Source organism: Bradyrhizobium sp. STM 3561 (assembly GCF_045571455.1).
In the GTDB taxonomy this organism is placed as follows: domain Bacteria; phylum Pseudomonadota; class Alphaproteobacteria; order Rhizobiales; family Xanthobacteraceae; genus Bradyrhizobium; species Bradyrhizobium vignae.
Window position 1 is genome coordinate 3,848,494 of sequence record NZ_CP120695.1, and the last position, 24,445, is coordinate 3,872,938.

At 62.3% G+C, this 24,445-nt stretch carries 22 protein-coding genes, 1 tRNA gene and 3 pseudogenes; 8 read left to right on the plus strand and 18 right to left on the minus strand.

Features of this window, described 5'->3' with window-relative positions; all coding sequences use genetic code 11:
- Positions 1 to 737 precede the first annotated feature (737 nt).
- Both argE and P6U28_RS18310 read left to right on the plus strand, forming a co-directional pair.
- Entirely contained in the window at positions 738 to 1,910 is a 1,173-nt protein-coding gene (argE, locus tag P6U28_RS18305) for an acetylornithine deacetylase (protein WP_407122916.1), read from the plus strand.
- A 127-nt stretch (positions 1,911 to 2,037) separates the two neighbouring features.
- Positions 2,038 to 2,310 (plus strand): Imm8 family immunity protein, encoded by a 273-nt coding sequence (locus P6U28_RS18310; RefSeq protein ID WP_407122918.1) that lies wholly within the window; start codon positions 2,038 to 2,040, stop codon positions 2,308 to 2,310.
- A 247-nt stretch (positions 2,311 to 2,557) separates the two neighbouring features.
- Here P6U28_RS18310 and P6U28_RS18315 read toward each other — a convergent pair whose 3' ends face one another.
- Both P6U28_RS18315 and P6U28_RS18320 read right to left on the minus strand, forming a co-directional pair.
- Positions 2,558 to 3,616 carry a phosphotransferase family protein gene (locus tag P6U28_RS18315; protein WP_407122920.1) on the minus strand — a complete coding sequence of 353 codons (1,059 nt, stop codon included), beginning with the start codon at positions 3,614 to 3,616 and terminating at the stop codon, positions 2,558 to 2,560.
- A 148-nt stretch (positions 3,617 to 3,764) separates the two neighbouring features.
- Positions 3,765 to 5,000 carry an acyl-CoA dehydrogenase family protein gene (locus P6U28_RS18320; RefSeq protein WP_122402672.1) on the minus strand — a complete coding sequence of 412 codons (1,236 nt, stop codon included), beginning with the start codon at positions 4,998 to 5,000 and terminating at the stop codon, positions 3,765 to 3,767.
- A 311-nt stretch (positions 5,001 to 5,311) separates the two neighbouring features.
- Here P6U28_RS18320 and P6U28_RS18325 point away from each other — a divergent pair, with 311 nt between their 5' ends.
- Complete coding sequence (locus P6U28_RS18325) at positions 5,312 to 5,977, plus strand: TetR/AcrR family transcriptional regulator (protein WP_122402671.1); 666 nt, start codon at positions 5,312 to 5,314, stop codon at positions 5,975 to 5,977.
- Between the two features lie 126 nt (positions 5,978 to 6,103).
- On the opposite strand, the gene P6U28_RS18330 is transcribed toward P6U28_RS18325, so the two are convergent.
- The 10 genes and pseudogenes from P6U28_RS18330 to P6U28_RS18375 all read right to left on the minus strand — a co-directional run.
- Positions 6,104 to 6,319, minus strand: a complete 216-nt coding sequence (locus P6U28_RS18330; RefSeq protein ID WP_036010888.1) for a hypothetical protein — start codon at positions 6,317 to 6,319, stop codon at positions 6,104 to 6,106.
- Positions 6,320 to 6,511: 192 nt separating this feature from the next.
- Positions 6,512 to 7,741, minus strand: coding sequence for a CaiB/BaiF CoA-transferase family protein (locus P6U28_RS18335; RefSeq protein ID WP_122402670.1), 1,230 nt, complete (start codon positions 7,739 to 7,741; stop codon positions 6,512 to 6,514).
- A gap of 185 nt (positions 7,742 to 7,926) precedes the next feature.
- Positions 7,927 to 9,131 (minus strand): annotated as a pseudogene (locus P6U28_RS18340) (MFS transporter).
- A 134-nt stretch (positions 9,132 to 9,265) separates the two neighbouring features.
- The gene (locus tag P6U28_RS18345) at positions 9,266 to 10,093 is read right to left on the minus strand and encodes a 3-keto-5-aminohexanoate cleavage protein (RefSeq protein WP_407122923.1); all 828 of its coding nucleotides are present in this window, start codon (positions 10,091 to 10,093) and stop codon (positions 9,266 to 9,268) included.
- A 115-nt stretch (positions 10,094 to 10,208) separates the two neighbouring features.
- Complete coding sequence (locus tag P6U28_RS18350; RefSeq protein ID WP_122406598.1) at positions 10,209 to 11,606, minus strand: MFS transporter; 1,398 nt, start codon at positions 11,604 to 11,606, stop codon at positions 10,209 to 10,211.
- A 360-nt stretch (positions 11,607 to 11,966) separates the two neighbouring features.
- A complete protein-coding gene (locus P6U28_RS18355) occupies positions 11,967 to 12,137 on the minus strand; it encodes a hypothetical protein (RefSeq protein ID WP_198028350.1) in 171 nt (56 codons plus the stop codon).
- Between the two features lie 40 nt (positions 12,138 to 12,177).
- A complete protein-coding gene (locus P6U28_RS18360; RefSeq protein ID WP_061030115.1) occupies positions 12,178 to 12,381 on the minus strand; it encodes a hypothetical protein in 204 nt (67 codons plus the stop codon).
- Positions 12,382 to 12,443: 62 nt separating this feature from the next.
- Complete coding sequence (locus tag P6U28_RS18365; RefSeq protein WP_407122925.1) at positions 12,444 to 13,778, minus strand: PQQ-dependent sugar dehydrogenase; 1,335 nt, start codon at positions 13,776 to 13,778, stop codon at positions 12,444 to 12,446.
- Positions 13,775 to 14,227 (minus strand): DUF2231 domain-containing protein, encoded by a 453-nt coding sequence (locus P6U28_RS18370; RefSeq protein ID WP_129146312.1) that lies wholly within the window; start codon positions 14,225 to 14,227, stop codon positions 13,775 to 13,777. The genes P6U28_RS18365 and P6U28_RS18370 overlap by 4 nt, the downstream gene beginning before the upstream one ends.
- Positions 14,228 to 14,334: 107 nt before the next feature.
- A pseudogene (locus tag P6U28_RS18375) lies at positions 14,335 to 14,796 on the minus strand (NuoB/complex I 20 kDa subunit family protein); the annotation flags it as partial.
- 179 nt (positions 14,797 to 14,975) lie between these two features.
- Between P6U28_RS18375 and P6U28_RS18380 the strand changes: the two are divergent.
- Together P6U28_RS18380 and P6U28_RS18385 are read left to right on the plus strand one after the other, a co-directional pair.
- Entirely contained in the window at positions 14,976 to 15,527 is a 552-nt protein-coding gene (locus tag P6U28_RS18380) for a ferritin-like domain-containing protein (RefSeq protein WP_245509721.1), read from the plus strand.
- A 563-nt stretch (positions 15,528 to 16,090) separates the two neighbouring features.
- Positions 16,091 to 16,453, plus strand: a complete 363-nt coding sequence (locus tag P6U28_RS18385; protein ID WP_129146313.1) for a hypothetical protein — start codon at positions 16,091 to 16,093, stop codon at positions 16,451 to 16,453.
- Positions 16,454 to 16,618: 165 nt separating this feature from the next.
- On the opposite strand, the pseudogene P6U28_RS18390 reads toward P6U28_RS18385, so the two are convergent.
- A pseudogene (locus P6U28_RS18390) lies at positions 16,619 to 16,788 on the minus strand (transposase); the annotation flags it as partial.
- A gap of 92 nt (positions 16,789 to 16,880) precedes the next feature.
- Here P6U28_RS18390 and P6U28_RS18395 point away from each other — a divergent pair.
- Positions 16,881 to 17,963: an ISAs1 family transposase gene (locus P6U28_RS18395; protein WP_407122927.1), complete on the plus strand. Its 1,083-nt coding sequence runs from the start codon at positions 16,881 to 16,883 to the stop codon at positions 17,961 to 17,963.
- 888 nt (positions 17,964 to 18,851) lie between these two features.
- On the opposite strand, the gene P6U28_RS18400 is transcribed toward P6U28_RS18395, so the two are convergent.
- The 3 genes from P6U28_RS18400 to P6U28_RS18410 all read right to left on the minus strand — a co-directional run bounded on the left by P6U28_RS18400 (position 18,852) and on the right by P6U28_RS18410 (position 22,079).
- Complete coding sequence (locus P6U28_RS18400) at positions 18,852 to 20,057, minus strand: ABC transporter substrate-binding protein (RefSeq protein ID WP_407122929.1); 1,206 nt, start codon at positions 20,055 to 20,057, stop codon at positions 18,852 to 18,854.
- Positions 20,058 to 20,082: 25 nt separating this feature from the next.
- Positions 20,083 to 21,216 (minus strand): CoA transferase, encoded by a 1,134-nt coding sequence (locus P6U28_RS18405; RefSeq protein WP_208738544.1) that lies wholly within the window; start codon positions 21,214 to 21,216, stop codon positions 20,083 to 20,085.
- Between the two features lie 68 nt (positions 21,217 to 21,284).
- Positions 21,285 to 22,079 (minus strand): enoyl-CoA hydratase/isomerase family protein, encoded by a 795-nt coding sequence (locus P6U28_RS18410; protein ID WP_407122931.1) that lies wholly within the window; start codon positions 22,077 to 22,079, stop codon positions 21,285 to 21,287.
- A 101-nt stretch (positions 22,080 to 22,180) separates the two neighbouring features.
- On the opposite strand from P6U28_RS18410, the gene P6U28_RS18415 reads away from it, so the two are divergent.
- Together P6U28_RS18415 and P6U28_RS18420 are read left to right on the plus strand one after the other, a co-directional pair.
- The gene (locus tag P6U28_RS18415) at positions 22,181 to 22,831 is read left to right on the plus strand and encodes a GntR family transcriptional regulator (protein WP_129145182.1); all 651 of its coding nucleotides are present in this window, start codon (positions 22,181 to 22,183) and stop codon (positions 22,829 to 22,831) included.
- A gap of 411 nt (positions 22,832 to 23,242) precedes the next feature.
- Positions 23,243 to 23,656 (plus strand): hypothetical protein, encoded by a 414-nt coding sequence (locus tag P6U28_RS18420; RefSeq protein ID WP_129145183.1) that lies wholly within the window; start codon positions 23,243 to 23,245, stop codon positions 23,654 to 23,656.
- A 46-nt stretch (positions 23,657 to 23,702) separates the two neighbouring features.
- Here the strand turns inward: P6U28_RS18420 and P6U28_RS18425 are convergent.
- A tRNA-Gly gene (locus P6U28_RS18425) sits at positions 23,703 to 23,776 on the minus strand.
- A 336-nt stretch (positions 23,777 to 24,112) separates the two neighbouring features.
- On the minus strand, positions 24,113 to 24,316 hold the full coding sequence (locus tag P6U28_RS18430; RefSeq protein WP_129145184.1) for a hypothetical protein: 204 nt from the start codon (positions 24,314 to 24,316) through the stop codon (positions 24,113 to 24,115).
- Positions 24,317 to 24,445: the final 129 nt, after the last annotated feature.

Sequence of the window (24,445 nt, forward strand, 5' to 3'; positions counted from 1 at the left end):
GTATCAATCGATGCTCGCGCTACCTTAACGCCTATGGGGAAGACCGGGAGCCGGTTGGCTCCCATCGACCGCCATGCCAAGAGCAGATTGCGTATGCTTCATGCACGGCGGAGAAACAGGGCAACCGGAGACATCCCGGCCTTCCCTGCGCAGTGGTTTGACGGCTTATGTCGTGCTCTCCTCGGGGAGCGATGCACTATTGCCCCCGTCGCCTTGCGGATGGCTGATGCACGTGCCCGGTCGGGCCGCCACATCACCGCAACACTTGGCGCACAGACCCCGGGCGCCAGGACCACACGATTTTGCCGTACGCGAACCGCACCCGTCGTTGGCGCGAGGTCTTCGCTCACGGTTGCCCGCCCCGCAAAACCCTTCGCGCCGGTGCAACCCACGTCCACCGCCGCCCGGCCCGCGTTCGTGACGATCGCGATACGCCCCTCTTCCTTGGGCCGGATTGCGGCGAGACATACGCCGTTTCCGAATTTCGGTAAAGCGGAATGTTTTTGGCCGGGTGCGTTGACCCACCGCTCGCGTGTTTTGCCCCACGGTCAACGCAAGGGATTGTGGCCCGGATCGAGAGCTGCGGAATTTCCATCGCATCCGCAGATGCAGCGGCCCCGGATTGCGCTGCGCTCCATCCCCGGGCTACGGATCTGTGTTGATTTGCCCGACCGGCCATCACGTTGGTATGGTTCCTGCAGGCAACTCAGCCTCCATTTCCTGACCAGACCGAGACAATGCAGAGCTCAAGACCCGATCGCATCCGCAAACTGCTTGCCGACCTCGTCGGCTTCGACACCATCAGCGACCGCACCAACCTGCCCCTGATTGCCCATATCGAGAGCTACCTCGCCGCATTCGGCATCAAGAGTGAGCGCATCGTCGACGCGACCGGGCAGAAGGCCTCGCTCTGGGTCACGATCGGGCCGGACGACCGGCGGGGCTTCGTGCTGTCGGGCCATACCGACGTCGTTCCCGTCGTCGGCCAGGACTGGAGCCATGATCCGTTCAAGCTCGTCGAGCGCGACGGCAAGCTCTACGGCCGCGGCACCACCGACATGAAGGGTTTCGTCGCGGTGTGCCTTGCCATGGTGCCGGAGATGGTGGAGGCGAGGCTCAAGACGCCGATTCATCTGGCGATCTCCTATGACGAGGAGATCGGCTGCGTCGGCGTGCGGCCGATGCTGCGTGAGGTCGCGAAGAAGCAGGTCAAGCCGCTCGGCGCCTTCATCGGTGAGCCGACCCAGATGCAGGTCATCATCGGCCATAAGGGCAAGCACGGCGTGCGCGCCACGTTCCGTGGGCTCGCCCGTCATTCCTCGATCGCGCCCGATGGGGTGAATGCGATCGAATATGCCGCCGAGTTGATCGTCGAGATCCGCCGCCGCGCCGTAGCGCTCGCGGCCGCGCGGTCAACCGACAGCCTCTACGACGTTCCGCACTCGACGCTGCTCACCAGCATCGTGCATGGCGGCGCGGCGCTTAACATCGTGCCCGACACTTGCACGGTGGAGTTCGAATGCCGCGGCATCGGCATCACCGAATCGCGCGAGGTCACGGATGCGATCGTCGCCTGGGCCAAGGCCGAACTCGAGCCGACGATGAAGGCGAAGAATGCCGAGTGCGGCATCACGTTCGAAGAGATCCTCGACTACCCCGCGCTCGACACCGCCGCCGACGCCCCGATCGTCACCCTCGCCAAGAGCCTTGCGGGCCGCAATGACCATGCCAAGGTCGCCTTCGGCACCGAAGCCAGCCTGTTCGCCAGCATGGCCGATGTCCCCGCGGTGGTGATCGGCCCGGGCTCGATCGCGCAGGCGCATACGCCTGATGAGTTTGTGGAGATGGCCGAACTGGAGAAATGTGCGGGGTTTGTGGAGAAGCTGATCGCACATTGCGCGAAGAGCTAGGCGACAACCGGCAAACCCATGGCAGGGAAAGTTCGACCACAACTGAAGTCGCTCTTCAGTCCGGATGCCGATCCGATTGATCAATTCATGCCGGACGGACTGTTCGGCATTTTGATCATGGCGATGATTGGACCTGGACAGCTTGGGTGAAGAGTCGTTCGACTTCATGCTCTGCACTCCGGACTGGTTCGCTTCGCATATGAAGAGCGACATCGTCGAAGGGAGGCACTACTTCTTCGTCAAGGATTTCAATTACGCGGAACTAAAAAGGTTTGTAGAAGACTATTGCGTCAAATGCTCTGCAAACACATGGCGTGAGGTGGCCCAGAAGCTGGCTCGGCTCGGGAAATGGGAGTTTGAGGACTACGCGGAATACAAGCCTCCTCCAGTGGAGTGGTGAAGGCAGTGCGGTAGGGTGCGAGCATACGCAGTGGCTCGAAGAAAAGGCGGACAGAATGAGCCTCACCACAGCTGTCATGCCCCGGCTTGACCGGGGCATCCAGTACGCCGCGGCTTCTCGATTCAAGCACTGGCGTCTCTTGAATACTGGATTGCCCGCTTTCGCGGGCAATGACAGCGAGCATGTTGAAACGGCGGCGCTCCACAAGACAAAAGGGGGCTGGCTCCCAGCCGCGCCTTTGTTATCCCTACACCGCGCCCGCCTTCTGCGCGTACTCCCACGATGCCTTTGACAGCGGCACGGTGCGCTTGGCGGATTCGAGCGCCTTGGCGTTGGCGGCGGTGCCGTCGCGGACGCGGCCGGCGATGCCTTGGGTGATGCCGGCAAGACGGAACAGATTGTAGGCGAAGTACCAGTTGAGATCAGGCACCGTCATCTTTGTGACGTTGCAATAGATCTGCGCCGCCTCTTCCAGCCTCGGGATGTTGAGCGCCTCGAGGTCGGCGCCTTCCAGGCCCGGCATGATCCACTGCATCAACAAATAGGTGAAGTCGGCCATGGGATCGCCGAGCGTCGACAGCTCCCAATCCAGCACGGCCTGCACGCGCGGTTCCGTCGCGTGGAAAATCATGTTGTCGAGACGGTAGTCGCCATGGACGATCGAGACGCGCGCCTGCTCCGGCACGGTTCTCGGCAGCCATTCGGCGACCTTCTCGAACTCGGGAATGTGCTGGGTCTCGGACGCCCGGTACTGCTTGGTCCAGCGGTCGATCTGGCGTGCAAAGTAATTGCCCGACTTGCCGAAGTCGCCAAGGCCGATGGCATTGGGATCGAACATGTGGAGTTTCGCCAGCGTCTCGATCTTGCTGGTGAAGATCTTGCGCCGTGCATCGCGATCCTGGCTCGGCAGTGTCGGATCCCAGAACACCCGGCCCTCCTCCATCGACATGATGTAGAAGGCCGCGCCAATGACGCTGTCGTCCTGGCACAGCGCATAGGCGCGCGCGACCGGAAAGCCCTGCTTACCAAGGGCTGCAATGACACGGTATTCGCGATCGACCGCATGCGCCGACGGCAGCAGCTTGCCGAACGGCTTGCGGCGCATCACGTAGGAGCGCTTCGGCGTGTTGAGGCGATAGGTCGGGTTGGACTGGCCGCCCTTGAACTGGAGCACGACCAGCGGGCCTTCAAAACCCTCGACATGCTCGCGCATCCACGCTTCCAGGCGCAACTCGTCGAAACGATGCCGCTCCTCGACCGGCTTGGTGCCCGAGAATTCTTCGTCCTTTCTGACGCCGTCCGCCACGATGACGCTCCCTCTTCAGTCCTGACCTTGTGCAGGTCGAGCATGATCCTAATCGGTAACCGCTGACGCACTTGCGTCAAGCGGTCATTCCGAATGGGACCATGCCCTGTCGTTTCTTCAAGTCGGGAGCGCCGCCTGGCTCTCCCTCTTAGTGACTGGTAGAGTTTGCATACTTCCGAAGTTCGAGCCTGGCAATGGCGCGGTTGTGCACCTCGTCCGGTCCGTCGGCGAGACGGAGCGTGCGGATGTGGGCGTAGTCCTTGGCAAGGCCGGCTTCATCCGAGACGCCGGCGCCACCGAAGGCCTGGATCGCCTCGTCGATGATCTTCAGCGCCATGTTGGGCGCTGCGACCTTGATCATGGCGATCTCGGCCTGCGCGGTCTTGTTGCCGACCTTGTCCATCATGTCGGCTGCCTTGAGGCACAGAAGACGCGTCATCTCGATGTTGGTGCGAGCTTCACCGATGCGCTGCTCCCAAACGCTGTGCTCGACGATCTTCTTGCCGAACGCGGTGCGCGAGGCGAGCCGCTTCACCATCTTCTCCAGCGCCTCCTCGGCCTTGCCGATGGTGCGCATGCAGTGATGGATACGGCCCGGACCGAGACGGCCCTGCGCGATCTCGAAGCCGCGGCCTTCGCCGAGCAGGATGTTCTCCTTCGGCACCCGTACGTTCTCGAGCAGCACCTGGGCGTGGCCGTGCGGCGCGTCGTCGAAGCCGAACACCGGCAGCATCTTCTCGACCTTGATACCTGGCGTGTCGAGCGGAACCAGGATCTGCGACTGCTGCTGGTGCTTGGCCGCCTTGAAATCGGTCTTGCCCATCAGGATCGCGATCTTGCAGCGGGGATCGCCGACGCCGGACGACCACCATTTGCGGCCGTTGATGACGTAATGGTCACCATCGCGCTCGATGCGGGTCTCGATGTTGGTGGCGTCGGACGAGGCGACCGCCGGTTCCGTCATCAGGAAGGCGGAGCGGATCTCACCATCCATCAGCGGACGCAGCCATTTCCGCTTCTGTTCCTTGGTGCCGTAGCGGATGAACACTTCCATGTTGCCGGTGTCGGGCGCGGAACAGTTGAACACTTCCGAGGCCCAGGTGATGCGGCCCATCTCTTCCGACAGCAGCGCATATTCGAGATTGGTCAGTCCCGCGCCGCGGAATTCGTCGTCCTCGTGCTCGGACGGCGGCATGAACATGTTCCAGAGACCCTCGGCCTTGGCCTTCTTCTTAAGGTCTTCCAGGATCGGAATGACCTTCCAGCGGTCGCCGCTCTTGTCCTGCTGATCGTAAATCGGCACCGCCGGGCGCACGTGCTTGGCCATGAAGGACCGCACGCGGTCGAGCCATTCCTTCTGCTTGGGGGACATGTCGAAGTCCATGGGACGCTCCTCGCTTCTCTCTCGCTGGTACTTTTGCGCCGGACTGTCCTCCCGCCGTGCGCGGCCCGCAAGCGCGAATACGCGAACTGCGGGGCGCACCGGAACCCATCGCAATTGCAAATGAGTCCCGATCGCGGATTGACTTTCCCGGCCTTCAAACGATAGTTTCATACAAATGTTTGAATTGCAACTCCCTCGCTCACGGCGTCATTCCGGGGCAGCCCGCAGGGCTGAACCCGGAATCTCGAAATGTGGCGAGAGATTCCGGGTTCGACGCTGGCGCGTCGCCCCGGAATGACGGGACAAAGGTCATGGCCAGCGATCATACGAGGTCTGCCATTCTCGCCGCCGCCGAAAGGCTCTATGCCGACCGCGGCTTCGGCGACGTGACGTTGCGCGACATCGTCGCGGAGGCCGGCGTCAACCTCGCCGCGGTGAACTATCATTTCGGCTCGAAGGACGAACTGATCGCGGAATTATTCGTCACTCGTTCGGTTCAGACCAACCGCGAGCGCCTGCGCGAATTGAAGGCGGCGGAGGAGCAAGGCGGCGGCCGCGCGCCGATCGAAGTGATCCTGCGCGCGCTGGTGGGGCCGACCTTGCGCGGCTGCCTGGGGCCGGAGAACCAGCGCTCGACCGCCGCGCGCTTCATGATCCGCGCCTCGATCGAATCCGTGCCGCCGATCCGCCGCATCAAGAACCGCGAGATCGACCATTTGCGCAAATTCGCCGCCTCGATGCGCAGGTCCCTGCCCGAGCGCAGCGAGGTCGATATCTATTGGGGCCTCAACTTCGCACTCGCCATGGCGCACCACACCATCCGCGAGAGCGAGCGGCTGATCAAATTGTCGGAAGGCAAATGCGATCTCGACGACGTCGAGGACGTGGTCGGGCGCGTCGTCAGCGTCGCGACGATGGCGCTGACGGCGGCGAAGGTCGAAGCCAAACCGCGCGCGCTGGCGCGGGATGCGCGTTAGCTGTCATGGCCGGGCTTTTCACGGCCATCCACGTCTTGCCACGCAGCACAAAGAACGTGGATCCCCGGGACGAGCCCGGGCATGACGACCTCTGCTACATGCTCGAAGTGTAGCCGTAACGGCGGGCTACGCCCGCTGCGGCATCTCCTCGGCCTCTTCCTTGGCGAGCAGCAGCAGCATCTCGATGCCCATCTCGCCTTCCTGCGGCGATCGGATGAACTTTATCTCGTCGGCGCTCTGCCGCAATGCGGCAATGATGGCGACGGCCTGATTGGCGGTGGCCGCCTCGGTCGCTAGAATGGCCTTCTGGTCCTTCGCCTGGAACCCGATCGTGTAGGACATTCGCTTCCCTCCCGAACTCAAGTGGAAGTATCGAACCAGAGTCGGACGCAAAGCGGAAGCCTGTGCGACTACGGACCGGGACAATCTGGGGATTGCGGCAAGCTTCAGGCAAGTTCCAGCATCGCGCGCGCGTCCTGCGGCACAAGTCTTCTCAGCCTCCCCAGGAGGGCCCTCCAGGGCACGGTGATAGCGTCAGACAATCCCCTGCTGCTTCAGCTGCTCGATCTTGCCAGCATCGTAGCCGAGCTTGCCACTGAGCACCTCCTGGGTGTGCTCCCCGAGTAGTGGCGGCGCGCGGTAATCCTTGATCGGGGTCTCCGACAAAGTCAGCGCGTTGCGGACCAGCGACAGATCGGGCTCGAAGGGATGATTGACCTTGACCCGCATGCCGCGCGACTGCACGTGCGGATCGGAAAACACCTGCTCGAAATTGTTGATCGGACCTGACGGCACGCCCGCCTCCTCCAGCTTCTCCAGCCAGTAGGCCACCGGCTGCTTGAGGAACAAGCCGGCGAAGATCGCCATGATCTCCTTGCCGTGCACGACGCGGTCGTTGTTCTTGACGAAGCGCGGATCGTTCGCGAGCTCGGGCTCGCCGAGCACGGCGCAGGTGCGCTGGAACTGGCCGTCATTGCCGACCACCAGCATCAACTCGCCGTCGGCGCAGCGGAACACGCCGGCCGGCATGCCGCCATTGCCCCAGGTGCCGCGGCGCGGCGGCGTCTTGCCGTTGACGAGATAGATCTGCAGCCAATGCGACAAGGATGCGATGACGGTGTCGAACAGGCAGACGTCGATGTGCTGTCCCTGCCCGCCATTGGCGTCGCGATGGTAGAGCGCCGAGAGAATCCCGATCGACGCGTTCATGCCGGTCATGTAGTCGACGATCGAGGGGCCGACCTTCATCGGGCCCTCGCCGGGTTCGCCGTCGATATGGCCGGTGACGCTCATCAAGCCACCCATCGCCTGCAGGATGGCGTCATAGCCGGCACGCGGCGCATAGGGACCGGTCTGGCCGAAGCCGGTCACCGAGCAATAGATGATGCGGGGATTGATCGCTTTGATGGTCTCGTAGTCCAGGCCGTAGCGCTTGAGATCACCGACCTTGTAGTTCTCCATGAAGACGTCGGCGTCCTTGGCGAGCTCGCGGATGATCGCCTGCCCTTCCGGCTTGGCGATGTTGACCGTGACCGACTTCTTGTTGCGGTTGGCGCAGAGATAGAACGAATTGTTGTTGTTGGCCTTGCCCTCGGGGTCGGTCAGGTAAGGCGGGCCGAAGGCGCGTGCGTCGTCGCCGGTGCCCGGCCGCTCGATCTTGATCACCTCCGCGCCGAGATCCCCCAGCATCTGGGCCGACAGGGGCCCGGCGAGCACACGGGTGAGGTCAAGAATCTTGATGCCTGAGAGCGGCAAGGCCGACATGTCGATTTCCTCCGCGGAACTGATCTTGGAGCTGATTTTGGCGCGGCGGCGAGATCGCAGGGCCGCGCTCCCTGCGGATACACCATTTTCGCGCCCTGAGCACTGCACTGACGGCATACGGCCATCTGTTGCCGGGCGAGCGGCGCCGATTGCTGCTCGCAACTTTCCGCGCCGCGAAGATCGCCTTAGACCGCCACCGCCGCGATCGCGCGCGGCCGCCGCCGCCCGAGCAGGACCAGGATCAGCACCGTTGCGCAGGAGAAGACGAAGGTGAGACCGAGTGCGCCGCGGCTGCCGAACTGCGTCAGCAGCGCGACGAGCACGGGCGGCGAGATCGCCGAGGCAGATTGAGCGGCAGCGCGATCATCGACATCGCCTTGGCGAACTCGGCCTGGTCGTAGAACACCAGCGGAATCGTCGCCCGCGCCACCGCCATCGCGCCGCTGCCGGCGCCATAGAGCAGGATGAAGACGGCGACTGCCCAGGTGGCGCCCTCGCTCAGCATCAAGAGCAGCATGGCGACCGGCAAGGCCGTGCCGGCGACGAGCCCGGTCGTGATGCCGTCCCAGCGCCCGCCGCCCAGGAAATCCAGCCCGCGGGCGCTGACCTGGATCACGCCGAGCATCGAGCCGAAGGCCAGAGCCTGCGCCGGCGCCAACCCCTCCGCCCGCAACAGCTCGATCATGACGGCGCTGATGCCGAAATTGACGAAGGCGTTGAGCGTGATCACGGCGGCGACGAGGATGAAGGTGCTGCGCGGAATCGCCGGCGCATCGGAGCGCCTGTCCGGCGCGCTGCCATCGTCCGTCGCGACGCTGCGCCGGGGCGCCGCGAACGCATAGAGCGGCAGCGAAATGAAGATCAGCATGGCGGCATAGACGAGACACGTGCCGCGCCAGCCGAGATGACCGCTCAGGAACGAGGTGGTCGGCCAGAAGATGCTGCTGGAGAGGCCCGTCACCAGCATCAGCGCGCCGATCGCGCTCTTGGCCTGCTTTCCCGCGGCCTCGTTTAGCATGATATAGGCGCCGGTCGAGAGCGTGGCGCTGCCGGCGAGTCCAAGCACGATCCAGGCGGCGAAGTAGAGCACCGGCTCGCGCGCGAGCGACAGCAGCACGAAGCCGGGCGCGGTGACGATCGTGCCGACCATCATGACCTTGCGTGCGCCGTGCCGCGCAAAGAACTTGCCGAGCCAGGGCGCGCACAGCCCCATCGAGACGTAGAGAACGGACGTCCCCGCGAACACCGCCGGCAGGCTCATGCCGAGATCTGCGGCAAGGTCGCGGCCGACGATGGCGGGCAGCCCGATCGTCCCCCATCCAATCAGTTGCGTGACCGCGAGCACCACCAGGATGCCGATGAGCCCGCTGTCAGCCTTCAAGAATCGCATTCCAACCGTCGCCTGCCCGGCAGGCGCCGATCACGCCTGTGCATCTGCTTTACCTGCAGACTCGGCGCACGGGAACGCCGGCCGCCGAATGGCAGGAGGCAGCTGGGGGCATGTCGGGCGGTGGATGGTCGTCCCTACCCCGCGATTCCGAGCAAGGATCGCGCCTCGGCTGCGGTCGCAACGCGCCGGCCGTGCCGCGCGACCGCCTCGGCGGCGATGGCGACCAGTTCCGCGTTGCTGGCGGCGAGGCGCGTCTTGTCGATCCGGATATTGTCCTCGAGCCCGGTGCGAACCGCGTCGGCGCCGCGCGCGAGCGCCCAGCCCATCACCTCGGCTTGATGGCGGCCAATTCCGGCTGCGGTCCAGGTCGCTTTCGGAATCAGCCGCCTGAGCTGTCCGAGCAGAATGTCGAGCACATGCTCGTCTGCGGGCATGGCATTCTTGACACCCATGACGAACTGCACGTGCGGACGCGCGTCGATGAAGCCGGCCTCGATCAAGCGCCGGGCGCCATGCAGATGCGACAGATCGAAGATCTCGATTTCCGGCCGGATGCCGTTCGCCTTCATGCCGGTGGCGAGCGTTTCGACCAGCGCGGCGCTGTTCTCGTAGACGATGGTCGGAAAGTTCACCGATCCCGTGGAGAGCGAGGCCATGTCGGGCTTGAGGTAGAGCGACGATCCGCGCGCCGAGGGATCGCGCCCTCGCCCGCCGGTCGAGAACTGAACGATCATTCCCGGACAATGCTTTTTGATGCCCTCCTGCACCAGCGCAAAGCGCTCGGGGTCGGAGGACGGCGTCTCGTCATCATTTCGAACATGGATATGGGCGAGCGTGGCGCCGGCCTCGAAGGCTTGCTGCGTCGACTCGATCTGTTCGGACGGCAGGATCGGCACCGCCGGATTGTCCTTCTTGCGCGGAACGGAGCCGGTGATAGCGACTGCAACGACGACGGGGTTCATCCCTGGACCTCATGATGATCGCGCTCGCGCGCCCAAAGCCGAATAGACGTACCGTAAGGAGCCCTGCCGCTGCAAACGTCATCGATCGCAGCGGCGGGCTTGTTTGCGTTCCAAATCAGGTGGGAATTGCGGCCGCACCGTTCGCCGCCTCCGCACGCTGCCGCTCATAATCGGCCCGCGCCATCGGAACGGCCTCGGGATTGCCGAGATCGTCGATCTTGATCCGATAGGTTTCGCGGGCCGTCACCGCCGCGAGCGCCGCGATGACCGTGATGCCGAAGGCGATCGCGCCGACCGTCAAGGGAATGTTGGCCGAGCCCGGAGGCGCCACGGTCGCGAACAGAGCAGGAAGTAATGCAGTGATGGTCGTGCCGATATTCTGCGAGATCGCCATCGCCGAGACCCGTGTGCGGGTCGGAAACAGCTCCGGATAGAAGCTCGGGAAGATCGCGTTGTAGCCCTGATAGACGACGCCCCACATCAAGAGCGACAGCAGGATCGCGAGCGGCACGTTCCGGATGCTGATGGCATACAGATAGCCGAACGCGAGCAGGCCCGAGAGCAACGCGCCCACGATGATCGGAGGTTTGCGGCCGACCTTGTCGGAGAGATGGCCGACGAAGGGAATGATGAATACGGCCAGCATGTTGCCGAGCACCGGGATCCACAGATAAACGTCCTTGGCAAAGCCGATGCCATAGGCCGGCTGCACCGCGTAGGCCGCACCGAAGATGGTCGCGACCACGGGAATGACGTTCATCAGCGCCATGCAGATCACCCTCAGCATGTCGGGCCAGCTCAACCTGATGGCCTGGACGATCGGAGCGCGCGGCGTTTCTCCCCGTTTCTCCTCTCGGGCAAAGGCAGGCGTTTCGTCGACCTCGCGGCGAATGATGTAGCCGGCGACGATGACGAAGAAGCTGAGCAGGAACGGGATCCGCCAGCCCCAGCTGTTGAAGGCCTCGGTCGGCATATAGGCCGCCAGCGGCAGGAAAACCGCGGCCGCGAGGATTTGTCCGGCTTGCACGCCCTGAAGCGCGAAGCTCGCATAGAAGCCGCGTCGGCCGAACGGCGCATGCTCCAGGATCATCGAGCTGGCGCCGGAGATTTCACCGGCCACGGCAAATCCCTGCACGAGACGCAGCATGACGAGCAGGATCGGCGCCAGGATGCCGGCCTGCTGATAGGTCGGCAGCAAACCGACGGCCATCGTCGAGATGCCCATCAGGAACATGCAGAGGATGAGAACGGTCTTGCGGCCATGCGTGTCGCCCCAATGTCCGAGCACGAAGGCCCCGATCGGCCGCGCCACGTATCCGACGCCATAGGTCGCAAGCGATGCGACGATCGCAACGGTGGGATTGTCCGACGGGAAGAAGATCTGCGGGAAGATCAGCGATGCCGCCGTGGCGTAGATGAAGAAGTCATAGTATTCGAGAGCCGAGCCGATCCAGCCGCTTGCTGCAGCCTTCCTCGACTGACTCCTGTCATGGATCGCGCGCGTGGTGGCCATCATAAAATTCCTCCCGATCTGGCTTGTTCGTTGACGTCCCGTTGGCGGGCTTCGTTGGACAATTGGACAGCAATCTCCCGGCGCTCTGCGGAGCACCGCGAGCGCTTGGCACTGCCGGTCGGTGTCTTGGGTGAGGACGACAATAGGCTTTCGCCGGGGTAACACAATTACCCAGTTATGCGATAAACCTAACATGATGTTATGGCGGTGGCGGACGCGCCGGCGGCAGCGATGGGGGCGCAAAGTGGCGTCGTCCTCGGCGATGGCATCGAAGCCGGCCGCTGGCGCCGTGGTCGCGATCGGGATCGCCTGCCGGGCGCGGGCGGCTGATCGTGTGATCACGACAGCCGCCGAGCGGCGTCACGCGGTGTGGCCGGGATCGATATGCTTCGGGGTCTTCTTGTCGCGCTGGGGCGTCATCTTGGCCGGATCAGGCGCGTCCGGCACGCCGCGCGGTCCGAGCTGGTCGCGCTGGATGTCGTCCTCGGAGCGGGATGGCTCGACACCGTTGGGCTCACGGGGTTTCGTCATCGCGGCCTCCTTCTCTCGAACGCCATGTCTGCGGCGGGCTCTACACGCCGAGCGCGTTGTCGCCGGCTTCGCGGCCGGGCACGCTGACATGGACTTCGTGTCCCTCACGGAGGGCCAGGGATGCCGCGGCCACCGCCGACTCGAATGCAGCTTCTTTGGTGGCGTATCTGCTCTTGACGTCGCCGTCATGCAGCACGCCCCATTCGTCCTGCACCGGCACGATGGCGTATTGAGCCAGACCCATTGTCCTACTCCTGATGATTTGCCGTTCAAAAAATCGCCTGGGCTCTCAACGCGGTGCCGGGCTTAACGTTGCGTCAGCTGCGGATGCGCCGCACTCACCCGCCAGACCGTGTTGCCGCTGTCGTCGGCGACCAGCAGCGCGCCGGTCTTGTCGATGGCGACGCCGACGGGGCGGCCGCGCGCCTGGTTCTTATCGTTTAGGAAGCCGGTGACGACGTCTTGCGCGGGACCGCTCGGCTTGCCGTCCGTGAACGGCACGAACACGACCTTGTAGCCGTTGAGCACCTGCCTGTTCCAGCTGCCGTGCTCACCGACAAAGGCGCCGCCGCGATAGTTGGCCGGAAGACTGGTGCCGGTGTTGAAGGCGAGCCCGAGCGGGGCGACATGTGAGCTCAGAGCGTAATCCGGCACGATCGCCTTGGCGACGAGATCCGGCCGCTCCGGCTTGACGCGCGGATCGACGTGCTGGCCGAAATAGCTGTAGGGCCAGCCGTAGAAGCCGCCCTCCTTCACCGAGGTCATGTAGTCGGGCACGAGATCGGGACCGACCTCGTCGCGCTCGTTCACCACCGTCCACAATGCACCGGTCTGCGGCTCGAAGCTGAGGCCGTTGGGATTGCGCAGGCCGCTTGCGAACACGCGCCAGCGGCCGCTGGCACGATCGACCTCGAGGATCGCAGCGCGGTTGTGTTCGGCTTCCATGCCATTCTCGGTGATGTTGCTGTTGGAGCCGACGCCGGCATAGAGCTTCGAGCCGTCGGGGCTGGCGACCAGGCTCTTGGTCCAGTGATGATTGATCGGACCACCCGGCAGCGGTGTCAGCACCGTGCCGGCCGCAGTGATCTTCGTATCGCCTTCCCTGTACGGATACCTGACGATGGCATCGGTGTCGGCAACGTAGAGCTCGTTGCCGACCAGCGCGACGCCGAAGGGCGAGTTGAGATGGTCGAGGAAGACGCTTTGCGTCTCCGGCACACCGTCGCCATTGCTGTCGCGCAGCAGTGTGATCCGATTGCTCTCGCCGCTGTCGCCGCCGGAGGTCGCCCAGGACTCGACGAAGCCCATCACGATCTCCTTGGGACGCTTGATCGGGGCGCCCTTCGGCGCCTTGGATTCCACCACCAGCACGTCGCCATTGGGAAGAACGTAAAGCGAGCGCGGGTGCTGCAAGCCCGTGGCGAAGGCCTTGGCCTGCAAGTCCTGCGCAACGGTCGGCGTCTCGTCCTTCTTCCAGCCGACGATGCGCGCGATATGAATCGGCGGCAGCAGATATTGCTGGATCTCGGGCAGCACCGGATTGGCGCCGATTTGCGCCTTCGGATCACCGCTCCCGTCGTTGCAGCCGGCAAGACACAGCAAGGAGGAGCAGAGCAGCGCGCGGGCAATCGAGGTTCTCATCGCACAACTCCCACGCCGTGACGGTACACCATGGCCCAGCCGAGCCAGCCCGTGACGGGCAGGATCAGGACGGTGAGGACCGAAAGAACCAGCCCGACCGGCCAAACCGAGGTCCAGGCGTCGCGGGTGTGGATCAGCGCGTTGAAGATCGCCAGGATCAGCGCCACGGCGTTGCCGATCAGATGCGGCCAGGCCGGGGTCTGCGCCCGCACCAGCCGGTTTCCGAGGAAGTCCATCAGGCCCGCGATCGCCGCCAGCACGCCGAAGATGACGCCGACGAGCAGAAGCCAGGCCGAAAAATCCGCCCACATGATCTCGGCGCTGACGACATAGGCGATGTCGGTCAGCAGCGCCCCGATGAAGCACACGATCGGGATCGGCACCAGCATCGGATGGATCGGATGACCCGCGATCTGCGCGGTCGAGCGCACGCGCACGTCGTCTTGCACGGTTGGCCTCGCGTGACTTTCGCCCCGCCCGGCCGGCCAACTCGCGCCTGCAGTGATGGTTCCTCAGACCCGACCTTCCCCGGATCCGCGGAGGCTGACACATCGGGTCACCGCTCGATCGTTCCGGTTCGCCGGATCTTCTTCTGCAGGAGGACGAGCCCATAAAGCAGGGCTTCAGCCGTCGGAGGACAGCCGGGCACATAGATGTCGACCGGCACGATGCGATCACAGCCGCGCACGACCGAGTACGAATAGTGATAGTAGCCGCCCCCGTTTGCGCACGATCCCATCGAGATGACGTAGCGCGGCTCCGGCATCTGGTCATAGACCTTGCGCAAGGCTGGTGCCATTTTGTTGCAGAGCGTACCCGAGACGATCATGACATCGGACTGCCTTGGCGATGCGCGAGGAGCCGCGCCAAACCGCTCGATGTCGTATCGTGGCATCGATACCTGCATCTGCTCGATCGCACAGCACGCAAGGCCAAACGTCATCCACATCAGAGAACCCGATCGCGCCCATGTGATGAGGTCGTCGAGCGGGGCGACGAAGTAGCCACGGTCACCGAGATGGTCCTGGACATTGTCGAGGGCAGCGTTTTCGAGATGGTTCATGGCGATATCGCCTTGCAAGCCCTTCCCGATGCGGCAAGCACAGCTCCGTCGCGCTGTTCCTAATTTCTTCGCTGATTCCTCGGCCCCGAGCTCAAATGTCGTTTGCACCCCGGAACAGTCTCGCGGATAGGCGGTTGACCGCCAAATTCGGAACCCGGGTCATCCCAATCCAAGCCATGGACACGAACATCATGAAGATCGAAAACTTCAAAGACCTGTATATCGCCGAGCTGCAGGAACTCGTCAGCATGGAGGACCAGCTGAGCGATGCACTCAAACGAATGGCCGAGATGGCGGTGCATCCCTCCCTGAAACTTGCTCTGGCCGAGCATCAGCGAGAGACGGAGCAACAAGGTCAACGGCTTCAGAAAATCCTGCGGCGGCATGGCGCAGATGCGCGCGTGCACACCGATCAGGCCGTGGAATCGTTGATCGAGGAGACTGCGAAGATGATGAAGATGGTGACGCAGGATGACTTGCGCGACGCCGCGATGATCGCATCGGCCCAGAAGCTGGAACATTACGAGATTGCCGCCTACGGCAGCGCAGCCGCCCTTGCCGGGCAGCTCGAGTTGAGGGAGGACCAGAACATCCTGCACGAAAGCCTGGAGGAGGAGAAGGCGACCGACGTCATGCTGACGACACTCGCGAAGGACGAGGTCAATCTCGACGCTCTTGCAGCCTGACTGGAACGTCGCCGATGACCCCTCGCTGACGGCCACTCGAGTTCGGTGGGAGGGCCCCGGCCTGCCCTAGATGCGGCGGTACTTAAGCGCAGTCTTTGTACCCGCAATCACGCGTGAAACGGATAGTTGCGCTTGGTTTCTCGTCGCGGAACCTTGGACCCTACGCAAATCCCAACGGGCCCCATCATCCCTAAAGCGAGGTCTTCAAAACAAGGAGTCTTCAAAACAAGGACCCCGCCGGTTACCGGGGTAACCTGGCGGGGCTTGTGACGAATCTTTGATTTGGTTTATCCGCAGCTTTCGCTCTGGCCTCGCCATTCATCGATCGTCACTGAACTACCAACCGATGACCTCCATGGACGTTCCGGACGACGGCTATTTTTAATGTTTCTGATCCTCCGTACTGGCGCTGGAGCGCAAGGCGCTGAGCGGAGGAAGGCCGGATCTCGGAGAGGAATGGAACAGGGAGCCGCACTTACCCTTCAGGTGTGAAGCTGCACGGTGACTACCTCGACACCCGCATCCTAAACACAGAAACAGAGCTGAGCACATATTCAGCAGCCATGAACAGTCTGCTCGATCGCATTGCTGACGAGCACGGCCTGATCAGCGCTCGCGCGGCTTCATGGGACGCCCCGTCTTCTCGGGCTTCTTTCTCGGCCTCGCGCGGCCGACTTCGTCCCCTGCGCGAGCACGGTGCCTTGTGGCAGCACAAGCTCGGCGACCTGGATGCCGAGCGCGAACGCGATCTTGTGCAACGAACGCCACCCCTCTCCGCCGCCATCGCTCGCCAGCGCTGCGCTTTTGGGCAAGCGAGCGACGGCGGCTCCGAGGGGATGGCTCGGCCGGACCCCATGATCAATTTTGCTGAACTTGACACACAGAACTCTCGATGGATCACCGCAGTCTCAAGTGATCTGAACTAGCAACCGACTTTAATAGCCAAATGACTATGTTTCAGCCGTTTTCAGTGATCCGGCACCCCCTAAGCGCGAAGCGGACGAAGAAATTGGCACCACGATGCTCAGGCCCATCAAGGGGATGCACGCCCCCCCTCTCCGCCGCCGTCGCTCGCCAGCGAACACGCCGGTGAGAACGTCGGGAATGGTCTTCTTCAAGTCCGGATGATCATCGGAGACGACGAACTCGACGCCATGCAGGCCGCGGGCCTTCAGGCCTTCCAAAACACCTTCCAGCTCGATCGGCTCTCCCGGTTGGCGAGCTCAACCGCGAGCACCTGGCGCCGTCCCTCCCAGTCGACCCTAGGGGAATCGCATATGGTGCTGGCAGGGTGTTGCCAAGCGGTTGGAACTGGATTCTTTGGGTGTCTCTCGATTCCAGAGGGAGACCTGAATGCGCAAGCTCAAGCGCCTGTTTCGACCGCTCAAGGACCCGCGCGCCAGCAACACCCGACATGATCTTGTGGAGATCCTCGTCATCGCCTTGGCGGCGACGCTGGCTGGCGCCAAGACCTGCACCGAGTTCGAGTTCTTTGGCCAAGGCCGCGAGGAGCTGTTGCGGCGCTTCCTGGAGCTCAGGCACGGCATTCCGAGCCACGATACGTTCAGCAACGTCTTCCGTGCGCTGGATCCGAAGGGGCTGGAAGCGGTTTTGCGCAAATTCAGCAAGAGCTTCGGCATCAAGGGGGTGGTCAGCATCGACGGCAAGGCGCTGCGCGGGGCCTACACGCGGGGCCGGCAGGCCACGCCGCTGCATATGGTCAATGTCTGGGCCGCAGGCACTCGCATGGCGCTGGCCCAGAGAAAGGCTCCCAACCGCAACGAGGTTGCCGGGGCTCTCGAAGTTCTCGCGCTGCTCGATCTGGACGGGGCTCTTGTCACCGCCGACGCCTTGCATTGCCGGCCCGATACCGCGCAGGCCATCCTCGATCGGAAGGGGCACTACGTGTTGGCCATCAAGAGTAACCGTGGCCGGCTCTTCAAGGCCGCCAAGACGTTGGTCGATACAGCCCGAAAGCCCGCGCGAGCGAGTCAACGAAGAGCCACTGCCCACGGTCGCGCCGAGCGCCGGCAGGCCATCGTCGCGCCGGCTCCTCAGTTGGCGAAGCAATACGACTTCCCCGCTATCGCCGCAGTCGGTCGCATCGACAGCTGGCGCGCAAACTCTGGCAAGACCGCCAAGCATACGGTCCGATACTTCCTCGCCTCGCGCCTGCTGTCGGCCAAAAAGCTGCTCGAGGTCGTGCGTGCTCACTGGAGCATCGAGAACAACCTGCACTGGGTTCTCGACGTTCTGTTCGACGAAGATGCCTGCCGCAGCCGCAAAGATCACGCCGCCGAAAATCTCGCCCTCATCCGCAAGCTGGCCATCAATACCCTGCAGGCAACGCCCGGTCCTGCCCGCATCAGCCACAAAATGCTCCAAGCCAGATGGAATAATGACTTCCTTCTCTCCGCCCTCGCCCATATGCGATAGCCCTACAGTCGACCCCGATCGCGATCAGCGTCGAGCTTGCGCAACTGCCTCTCCGCCCTCTCCCGCTCTTCCTCCGTCTTCGCCTCATCGACATGCGACTGAAGCCGGGCCTGTCCCCGGCCCGACGACTGTTATCTTTCTGCTAGAGCGCGACGAATGAAGCGCCGAGCGCGCTAATCATCAGACGAAAATTCTGATAATCTAAATCGCTCGGAGTCAAAAGTGCACGCGTCTCATAGACTTCGGGATTTTTGGAGTCCGACCTGCGCCCGAAGTATCCACAATTGGGTTGTGAAGAGCGATTGACTGCCGTCGGAACCGCATGCAACGCATTGAATCATTGAATCATCGATGATTTTTACGGCGCAACCGGAGCGAGTGAAAGGAATCAAACCCTCGTATTCAGCTTGGAAGTCACAAAAATTCGCAATCCGCGCAAGGCCGATTCCGACATTTTGCAGCCCTCCGGACGCTTGAGATCACAAGGGAATTTCCCGTTGTCGGAATGGTCGTGCGAGTTTCCCGAACGGTCTCCTAGTCTATGGAAATCCATGAAGTACGGGTGGCAACGTGTCTCGCGAATTGAGCACAGCTCATCCGGCTCAGCCGGTCGCCGCGGAACGATTGTTTGGCAGGCAAGCTGTTAGGCCTCGGACCAGACCAGGCGACGCCAAACCCGAGGCCTTCCGACTACCAGATGGAGGCCATCGTGGCCTACCTGGAGGAGTCGCGAGCCGGCCAGTCTCGCTGAGCGAGTATGAGGTCTACCCTCAGTTTCCAAATGAATCGAAGGCCACGAAGCGGAGGTATTTATCCTCATGATTCACCACGTTGCATCTAGCTGGAGATGGATCGAGCCTCCGATTGGCGGAATCGAAATCTTTTTGATTACCTCATATTCTCCGCATCCGGCCCAAACCGCTCCCATTTTTCCCCGTCGAACCGGATGAGTTGCTCCTGTTTAATCGGCGCAAAGTCCGTCGGTGACGTGTTGATCGTTATTCCCGGGAGAAGCATGTCGAGCTTCAGATCCTTGAGGCTGGCAGCTTTTTTCATAACGTTCTCTCGCGTGAGATCGTCGCCGCACATCTTGAGCACCTCCGCCAGGGTCTGCGCGACCGAATACCCATAGACCGTGTTGGAATCGGCTTTGTCAGTTCCGGGCATGTATTCGTTCATGAAGGCAAGCCCGTGCCGGTAGCCCTCGTCGCCGCTCCAGGCCGGATCGAGCGGATTCTTCAAATATGCGGTCGAGATCACGCCCTTGGCGTTGTCGAGCCCGGCAGGTTTCAAGACAGCGGCCACCGACGTGGAGACGTTGTTCAGGATGTGCAGCGGCCGCCATTGCAGCTCACCCGTCTTGCGAATGGCCTGCGCGGCAAATTTCGGCGACGTCACGTCGAAAAAAACGTTCGCGCCGGATGCCTTCAATTGCGACATCTGGGGATCGACGGTCGGGTCCGTGATCTCATAGGACAATCTGGTTGTGGGCTCGAATTTGCCGCCTAGCCCCGCAACGAAGCCCTTGACGTAGTCCCGTCCGGAGTCGTCGTTCTGCCAAAGTATCCCTATCTTTGCATCGGAAAGCGTTTGAGCGACATACCGACCATAAATTCGTCCTTCGGCTTGGTAGCTTGGCTGCCAGCCCATCGTCCAGGGAAAGTGCGCCGGGTCGTTCCATCGCTCCGCACCACTGGCCACGAACAATTGCGGCACCTTCTTGCCGTTGAGGTACTTCTGCACAGCGGCATTGTGTGCCGTGCCGAGGATGTTGAAGGTCAGCAGAACCTCATCGCTCTCCACCAGCTTGCGGACTTGCTCGACGGCTTTCGGCGGACTGTAGGCATGATCGTACGAGATGAAGTTGATCTTTCGACCGTTGATGCCTCCGTTCTTGTTGATCATCTCGAAGTACGCCGCCTCGACTTTCCCAATCACGGAATAAGCCGATCCCGGCCCGCTATAGGGCATCAGGTTGCCGACCTTGATTTCGGTATCGCTGGCGCCGGGATCATATTGCTTCTGCGCGGACGCGGCCGAAGAAAGGAGAGCGACGCTCAAGGCGACGAACGTCGAGGAGCAGGCATATCTCATTGTCAAATCCTCTTCGCGGAGCCGATCAGACGAGTCCGAGTTCTTGCAGGAGAGCATTGCGGTCGGCATCGAGCTCTGGCGCAGGCCGATAGTTTGCGAATTGTTCGCCGGCGAACCGGATGGGACAGGCCGCGGTTTTCAACACCATGCCCCCCGGAGCCTCCAATGAGACGAACATGTCGCGCGCGTTGAGCTGCGGATCACGCAGTACGCCGGCAATGTCGTTCATTGGTCCACAGGGAATCCCGGCTTGCGTCAGGATGGGGAGCCATTCCTCGGCGGTTCTGGTTGCCAGCGCCTCTTCGATCCGCGCGGCGAGGGCACGATGATGTTCGCATCGCGACGAATTCGAGAGGAATCGCGGATCGGCTTTGACGTCCCGCATCTGCAGCACATCGCAAAGATCTCTGAACTTCCGGTCGTTGCCGGCGGCGATGATGAGATGCCCGACCTTGCTCTTGAAGACGCCAAATGGCGTGATAGAGGGGTGTCTGGAGCCGATGGGCCCCGGAACGACTTGCTCGACTTGATAGCGGACAAGGGCATTCTCGAGCAGAGAGATCTGCGTATCGAGCATGGAAATATCGACGTGCTTACCGCGACCGGTGCGGGCACGCTCGATCAACGCCGCCTGGACCCCGATCACCGCATGAGTGCCCGCGGCGATGTCGCCGATCGATACTCCGACGCGCGTCGGCGGGCCTCCCTCCTCGCCCGTCAAGCTCATGACACCGCCCATGGCCTGCACGACCATGTCGTAAGCCGGCAGTTCGCGGTAGGGCCCCGTCTGACCAAAGCCCGATATCGACGCCAGAACCAGCCGGGGAAAGCGCGAGCTGAGCGCCTCCCAGCCGTAGCCGAAACGGTCCATGGTACCGGGCGTAAAATTTTCCGCGAGGACATCGGCGTCCAGCAATAGTCGCTCGAATATCGCGCGGTCGGCAGCATCCTTGAGGCTCAGTGCGATCGATTCCTTGCTTCGATTGATCGAGAAGAAATAGCCCGAGCTTGGCAAGCCATCGGCGTTCGAGATGAACGGGCCGATGTGCCGCGCATCGTCACCGATGCCCGGCATCTCGACCTTTATGACCCGCGCGCCGAGATCCGCGAGCATCATGGTGCAATACGGTCCGGCCAACACGCGGGTGAGATCGATCACGATCAACCCAGCGAGTGGCCCCTTTGACCGCGGCTTCAGCGTGGACGCCGGTGGCGAGTGAGGTCCGGTCATCGGCCGTCCAGGTCGGCGCCGAAGCGCGGGGGGCGCTTTTCGGCGAAAGCCGCGCTGCCCTCGCGCAGCTCGGCGCCCACGAGGCTCTCACCGTAACGCTGATCGGCAGCAGCACGATCGAACGAGTTTCCGGCGATCTCGTTGATGGCGCGTTTCATGCCACGCATGGCGGCCGGCGCATTGGCAGCGAGAACAGAGGCGAGCTCCTTCACGCGCGCATCGAGGCTGCCCGCAGGAACGGCTTCATCCAGATAGCCTATGCGCAGCATCTCGGCCGCGTCCAGTTTCAGGCCCGTGAGGAACAGCTTCTTTGTCGCCGCTACGCCGAGGCGCGACGCAAAGCGCATGAGACCGCTGCTGTAATAGTGAAGCCCGAGGCGCGCGGCCGGCATGAACATCTCGCAATCATCCACGCCGATCCTGAAGTCGCAGGCGAGCGCAAGATCAGTTGCGCCGCCATAGACTCCGCCGTTCAGCCTGCAGATGGTCGGTATCGCCAGAGTTTCGAGCTGATCGACGACGTTCTCAAAACCGGAAGCATGAACATCTTCCTTAGACGAGGTTCGCGCAGCGATGTCTCCGAGGTCGTATCCGGCGCTGAACGCGCGTCCTTCGCCGGTCAGGATGAGAACTCTCGCACCTGCCTTCTCAATGCTGGCGAAGTGGCCCGACAACACGGCGAGATCGGCTGCGGTGATCTTGTTCATCTGCCGCGGGCGATCGAGCTGGATCGTCGCGATAGGCCCATCCGTCTTCAGCAAAGGGGTGCCGCTCAAATTCACGGAAGTCATCGGCGTTTCCTGTTGTCCTCGTTCTGTGCCCGGATTATATGTATTTTTTTAAATGGTCTACGTATACATAAAGGCATAAGCGTATACATAAGGGCAAGCCAATGCGGGTTCGTGTCTCCGATGAGCTTTGTCGACGGATCGAAAGCGATATCGCCGAGGGACGGCTGGTCCCGGGCGACAAGCTGGACGAGCAGAGCCTCGCCAGACGCTTTTCGGTCTCGCGGACGCCAGCGCGGGAAGCGCTGCTTCGCTTGGCCAATGAGGGTCTCGTCAAGTTCAGGTCGCGCCAAGGCGCAACCATCGCGAGCATGACACCTCAGCGAGCGATCGGCATGGTAGAAATTCTCACTGCGCTCGAAGCGGAGGCTGCCGGTCTGGCGGCGCGCCGAATGACTGTCGCCGAACGAACCGGCCTGCGTGAGATACACGAACAATGCGCATCAGCCGTGCACACCGGCAACACGGCGCGCTACGTCGAACTCAACACCGCATTTCACCAAGCCATCTACGCTGGCGCACGCAACACGCCCTTGGCCGATCTCGTGACTGAAACCCGCCTTCGGATGCGGTTCTTCCGGCATCAGAGCTTGTCGCGACCAGCCCGCCTCGCGGCATCATTCGGCGAGCACGCTCTGATAGTCAGGGCGATTGAAACAGGGAGCGAAAGCGAAGCACAGCAATCGATGCGCGCTCACATCATCGTCGGAGGCAACCTCTTTGCCGACATGGTCGCTTCCATCAAGTCCGAGTGACGGTTCCGCGCCCCGCGCCGTGAAAAGGTCATCGATAAACGATGGTGCATCTTCATCACGATGATGAGGAGAAGCAGGACGCAAAAATGAAGCGGATCAAGCAGGCGGCCCAAAAGTGAACCCTTGTCGGAATGAAAACCAACAAGCTCACTAAGTAACTGAAATCATTGGAGCGGGTGAAGGGAATCGAACCCTCGTATTCAGCTTGGAAGGGTGTCGAACTCTCAGTATTTTCAATGCTCGTTCGGACAAAATGCAGCTTCGGACGCCTTTGAACCCCAATAACTTTCCCGGCCTGTCCGAACCCGCCGAATGCAGGCCCGCTCGACCCAACTCTCTGGAAATTGCCCAAACCATGCAGCGCAATTCGTAGTATACTTGCCGTCCTTTGCATAGCGCGGGCCGCGAGCGATGCGTATTTTAAGAATTGTTGCAGTAGCCATAGGGATAATTGCCGCCCTCACCTTCGGGCTGCCGATTTTTTTTCATTTCTACCGGCCATTTCCGAACCTCGCCGCCGGAATTTCTTCGCTCAGCACTGATGCAGAGGCGCGCTCTGAGTTCACCAGACGGTTGAGGCAGAAATTTCCAGTAGGATCACCGGACGCGATATTGAAAGCCGAACTTGATCGGGAGGGGTGGGGCCCAATCTACATAGATAATATCAACGACCGGAGACCTCCTGATCAGTACGTAAGGTTCAAGCGTCACATGAGCCTGCTCTTCGTGGAGGTCGCTACCGTTGCGTGGAAATCAGATGACAATGGCAACTTGATCGAAATCAGCGGCCGTTATTTTAGGGATGCTTTCTTCAAGCAAGGTTAGCTTGTCCGAACGGAAAGCGAGCTGCCCTACAAGTTCTTGAAAACATTGGAGCGGGTGAAGGGAATCGAACCCTCGTATTCAGCTTGGAAGGCTGCTGCTCTACCATTGAGCTACACCCGCGTCGGGCGATCCCCTAACACGGCTCGGCGGCGGTCTCAACTGCCCGGACGGCGCCTTTCCGGGCTTTGCGAAGACGGCTGGTTCCGACTTGGCCGCCCCGCCCCTTAACAGCGGCGGGATCGCCGCCTATGTTGAAGACTTCCTTAACCAACGAAAGGAGGTGATCCAGTGTCTTATCTCAAGCGCTGTCACCTCGCTGGGATCGCCCGCTGAGCTTTGGCTGAAGCTTGGCATCGGGGCGCTCTCGGCCCTGGACCAGCGAGCAAGAAATCGGGCGCGACGGGGCCTCCCCGCCGCGCCTTTTCTTCGCGATTTCCTTGAAGCCGGATCGCCGGGTCAGCCGGCGCGAAGCCGCTCGCGCAGTGCGACGGCGGCGATCAGCATGCCGACGCACCAGGCGACGGCCGCGCGGTGCGGCTCGCCGCCGAGCAGCACCGTGAAGAGGCTCGCCAGAAGGCACGGCGCAATGGCCTTGCCGGTCCGGCTCATCAGCGCGACCAGGAACGGCGTCGCCGCGATCGCCATTTGCAGGGCGCTCATTTTGACGACCGGCGCGTCGAAAGGCTTCAGAAGCCGCAGATGTTGAACGCGCGCGGCCGTTTGCCGCGCCGGCTCTCCGCGATGCGCTCGCCGCCGTTCTCGGCCGAGCTGCCTTAATAGCGGTGATGG

What these genes read in the sequence shown, in the direction of transcription:
- P6U28_RS18430 (WP_129145184.1), bottom strand. Translation starts at nt 24,316, where the DNA reads ATGAGCGCCCTGCAAATGGCGATCGCGGCGACGCCGTTCCTGGTCGCG.
- P6U28_RS18350 (WP_122406598.1), bottom strand. Translation starts at nt 11,606, where the DNA reads ATGGCCACCACGCGCGCGATCCATGACAGGAGTCAGTCGAGGAAGGCT.
- argE (WP_407122916.1), top strand. Translation starts at nt 738, where the DNA reads ATGCAGAGCTCAAGACCCGATCGCATCCGCAAACTGCTTGCCGACCTC.
- P6U28_RS18415 (WP_129145182.1), top strand. Translation starts at nt 22,181, where the DNA reads ATGCGGGTTCGTGTCTCCGATGAGCTTTGTCGACGGATCGAAAGCGAT.
- P6U28_RS18345 (WP_407122923.1), bottom strand. Translation starts at nt 10,093, where the DNA reads ATGAACCCCGTCGTCGTTGCAGTCGCTATCACCGGCTCCGTTCCGCGC.
- P6U28_RS18325 (WP_122402671.1), top strand. Translation starts at nt 5,312, where the DNA reads ATGGCCAGCGATCATACGAGGTCTGCCATTCTCGCCGCCGCCGAAAGG.
- P6U28_RS18410 (WP_407122931.1), bottom strand. Translation starts at nt 22,079, where the DNA reads ATGACTTCCGTGAATTTGAGCGGCACCCCTTTGCTGAAGACGGATGGG.
- P6U28_RS18400 (WP_407122929.1), bottom strand. Translation starts at nt 20,057, where the DNA reads ATGAGATATGCCTGCTCCTCGACGTTCGTCGCCTTGAGCGTCGCTCTC.
- P6U28_RS18360 (WP_061030115.1), bottom strand. Translation starts at nt 12,381, where the DNA reads ATGGGTCTGGCTCAATACGCCATCGTGCCGGTGCAGGACGAATGGGGC.
- P6U28_RS18385 (WP_129146313.1), top strand. Translation starts at nt 16,091, where the DNA reads ATGAACAGTCTGCTCGATCGCATTGCTGACGAGCACGGCCTGATCAGC.
- P6U28_RS18395 (WP_407122927.1), top strand. Translation starts at nt 16,881, where the DNA reads ATGCGCAAGCTCAAGCGCCTGTTTCGACCGCTCAAGGACCCGCGCGCC.
- P6U28_RS18320 (WP_122402672.1), bottom strand. Translation starts at nt 5,000, where the DNA reads ATGGACTTCGACATGTCCCCCAAGCAGAAGGAATGGCTCGACCGCGTG.
- P6U28_RS18335 (WP_122402670.1), bottom strand. Translation starts at nt 7,741, where the DNA reads ATGTCGGCCTTGCCGCTCTCAGGCATCAAGATTCTTGACCTCACCCGT.
- P6U28_RS18420 (WP_129145183.1), top strand. Translation starts at nt 23,243, where the DNA reads ATGCGTATTTTAAGAATTGTTGCAGTAGCCATAGGGATAATTGCCGCC.
- P6U28_RS18365 (WP_407122925.1), bottom strand. Translation starts at nt 13,778, where the DNA reads ATGAGAACCTCGATTGCCCGCGCGCTGCTCTGCTCCTCCTTGCTGTGT.
- P6U28_RS18330 (WP_036010888.1), bottom strand. Translation starts at nt 6,319, where the DNA reads ATGTCCTACACGATCGGGTTCCAGGCGAAGGACCAGAAGGCCATTCTA.
- P6U28_RS18355 (WP_198028350.1), bottom strand. Translation starts at nt 12,137, where the DNA reads ATGACGAAACCCCGTGAGCCCAACGGTGTCGAGCCATCCCGCTCCGAG.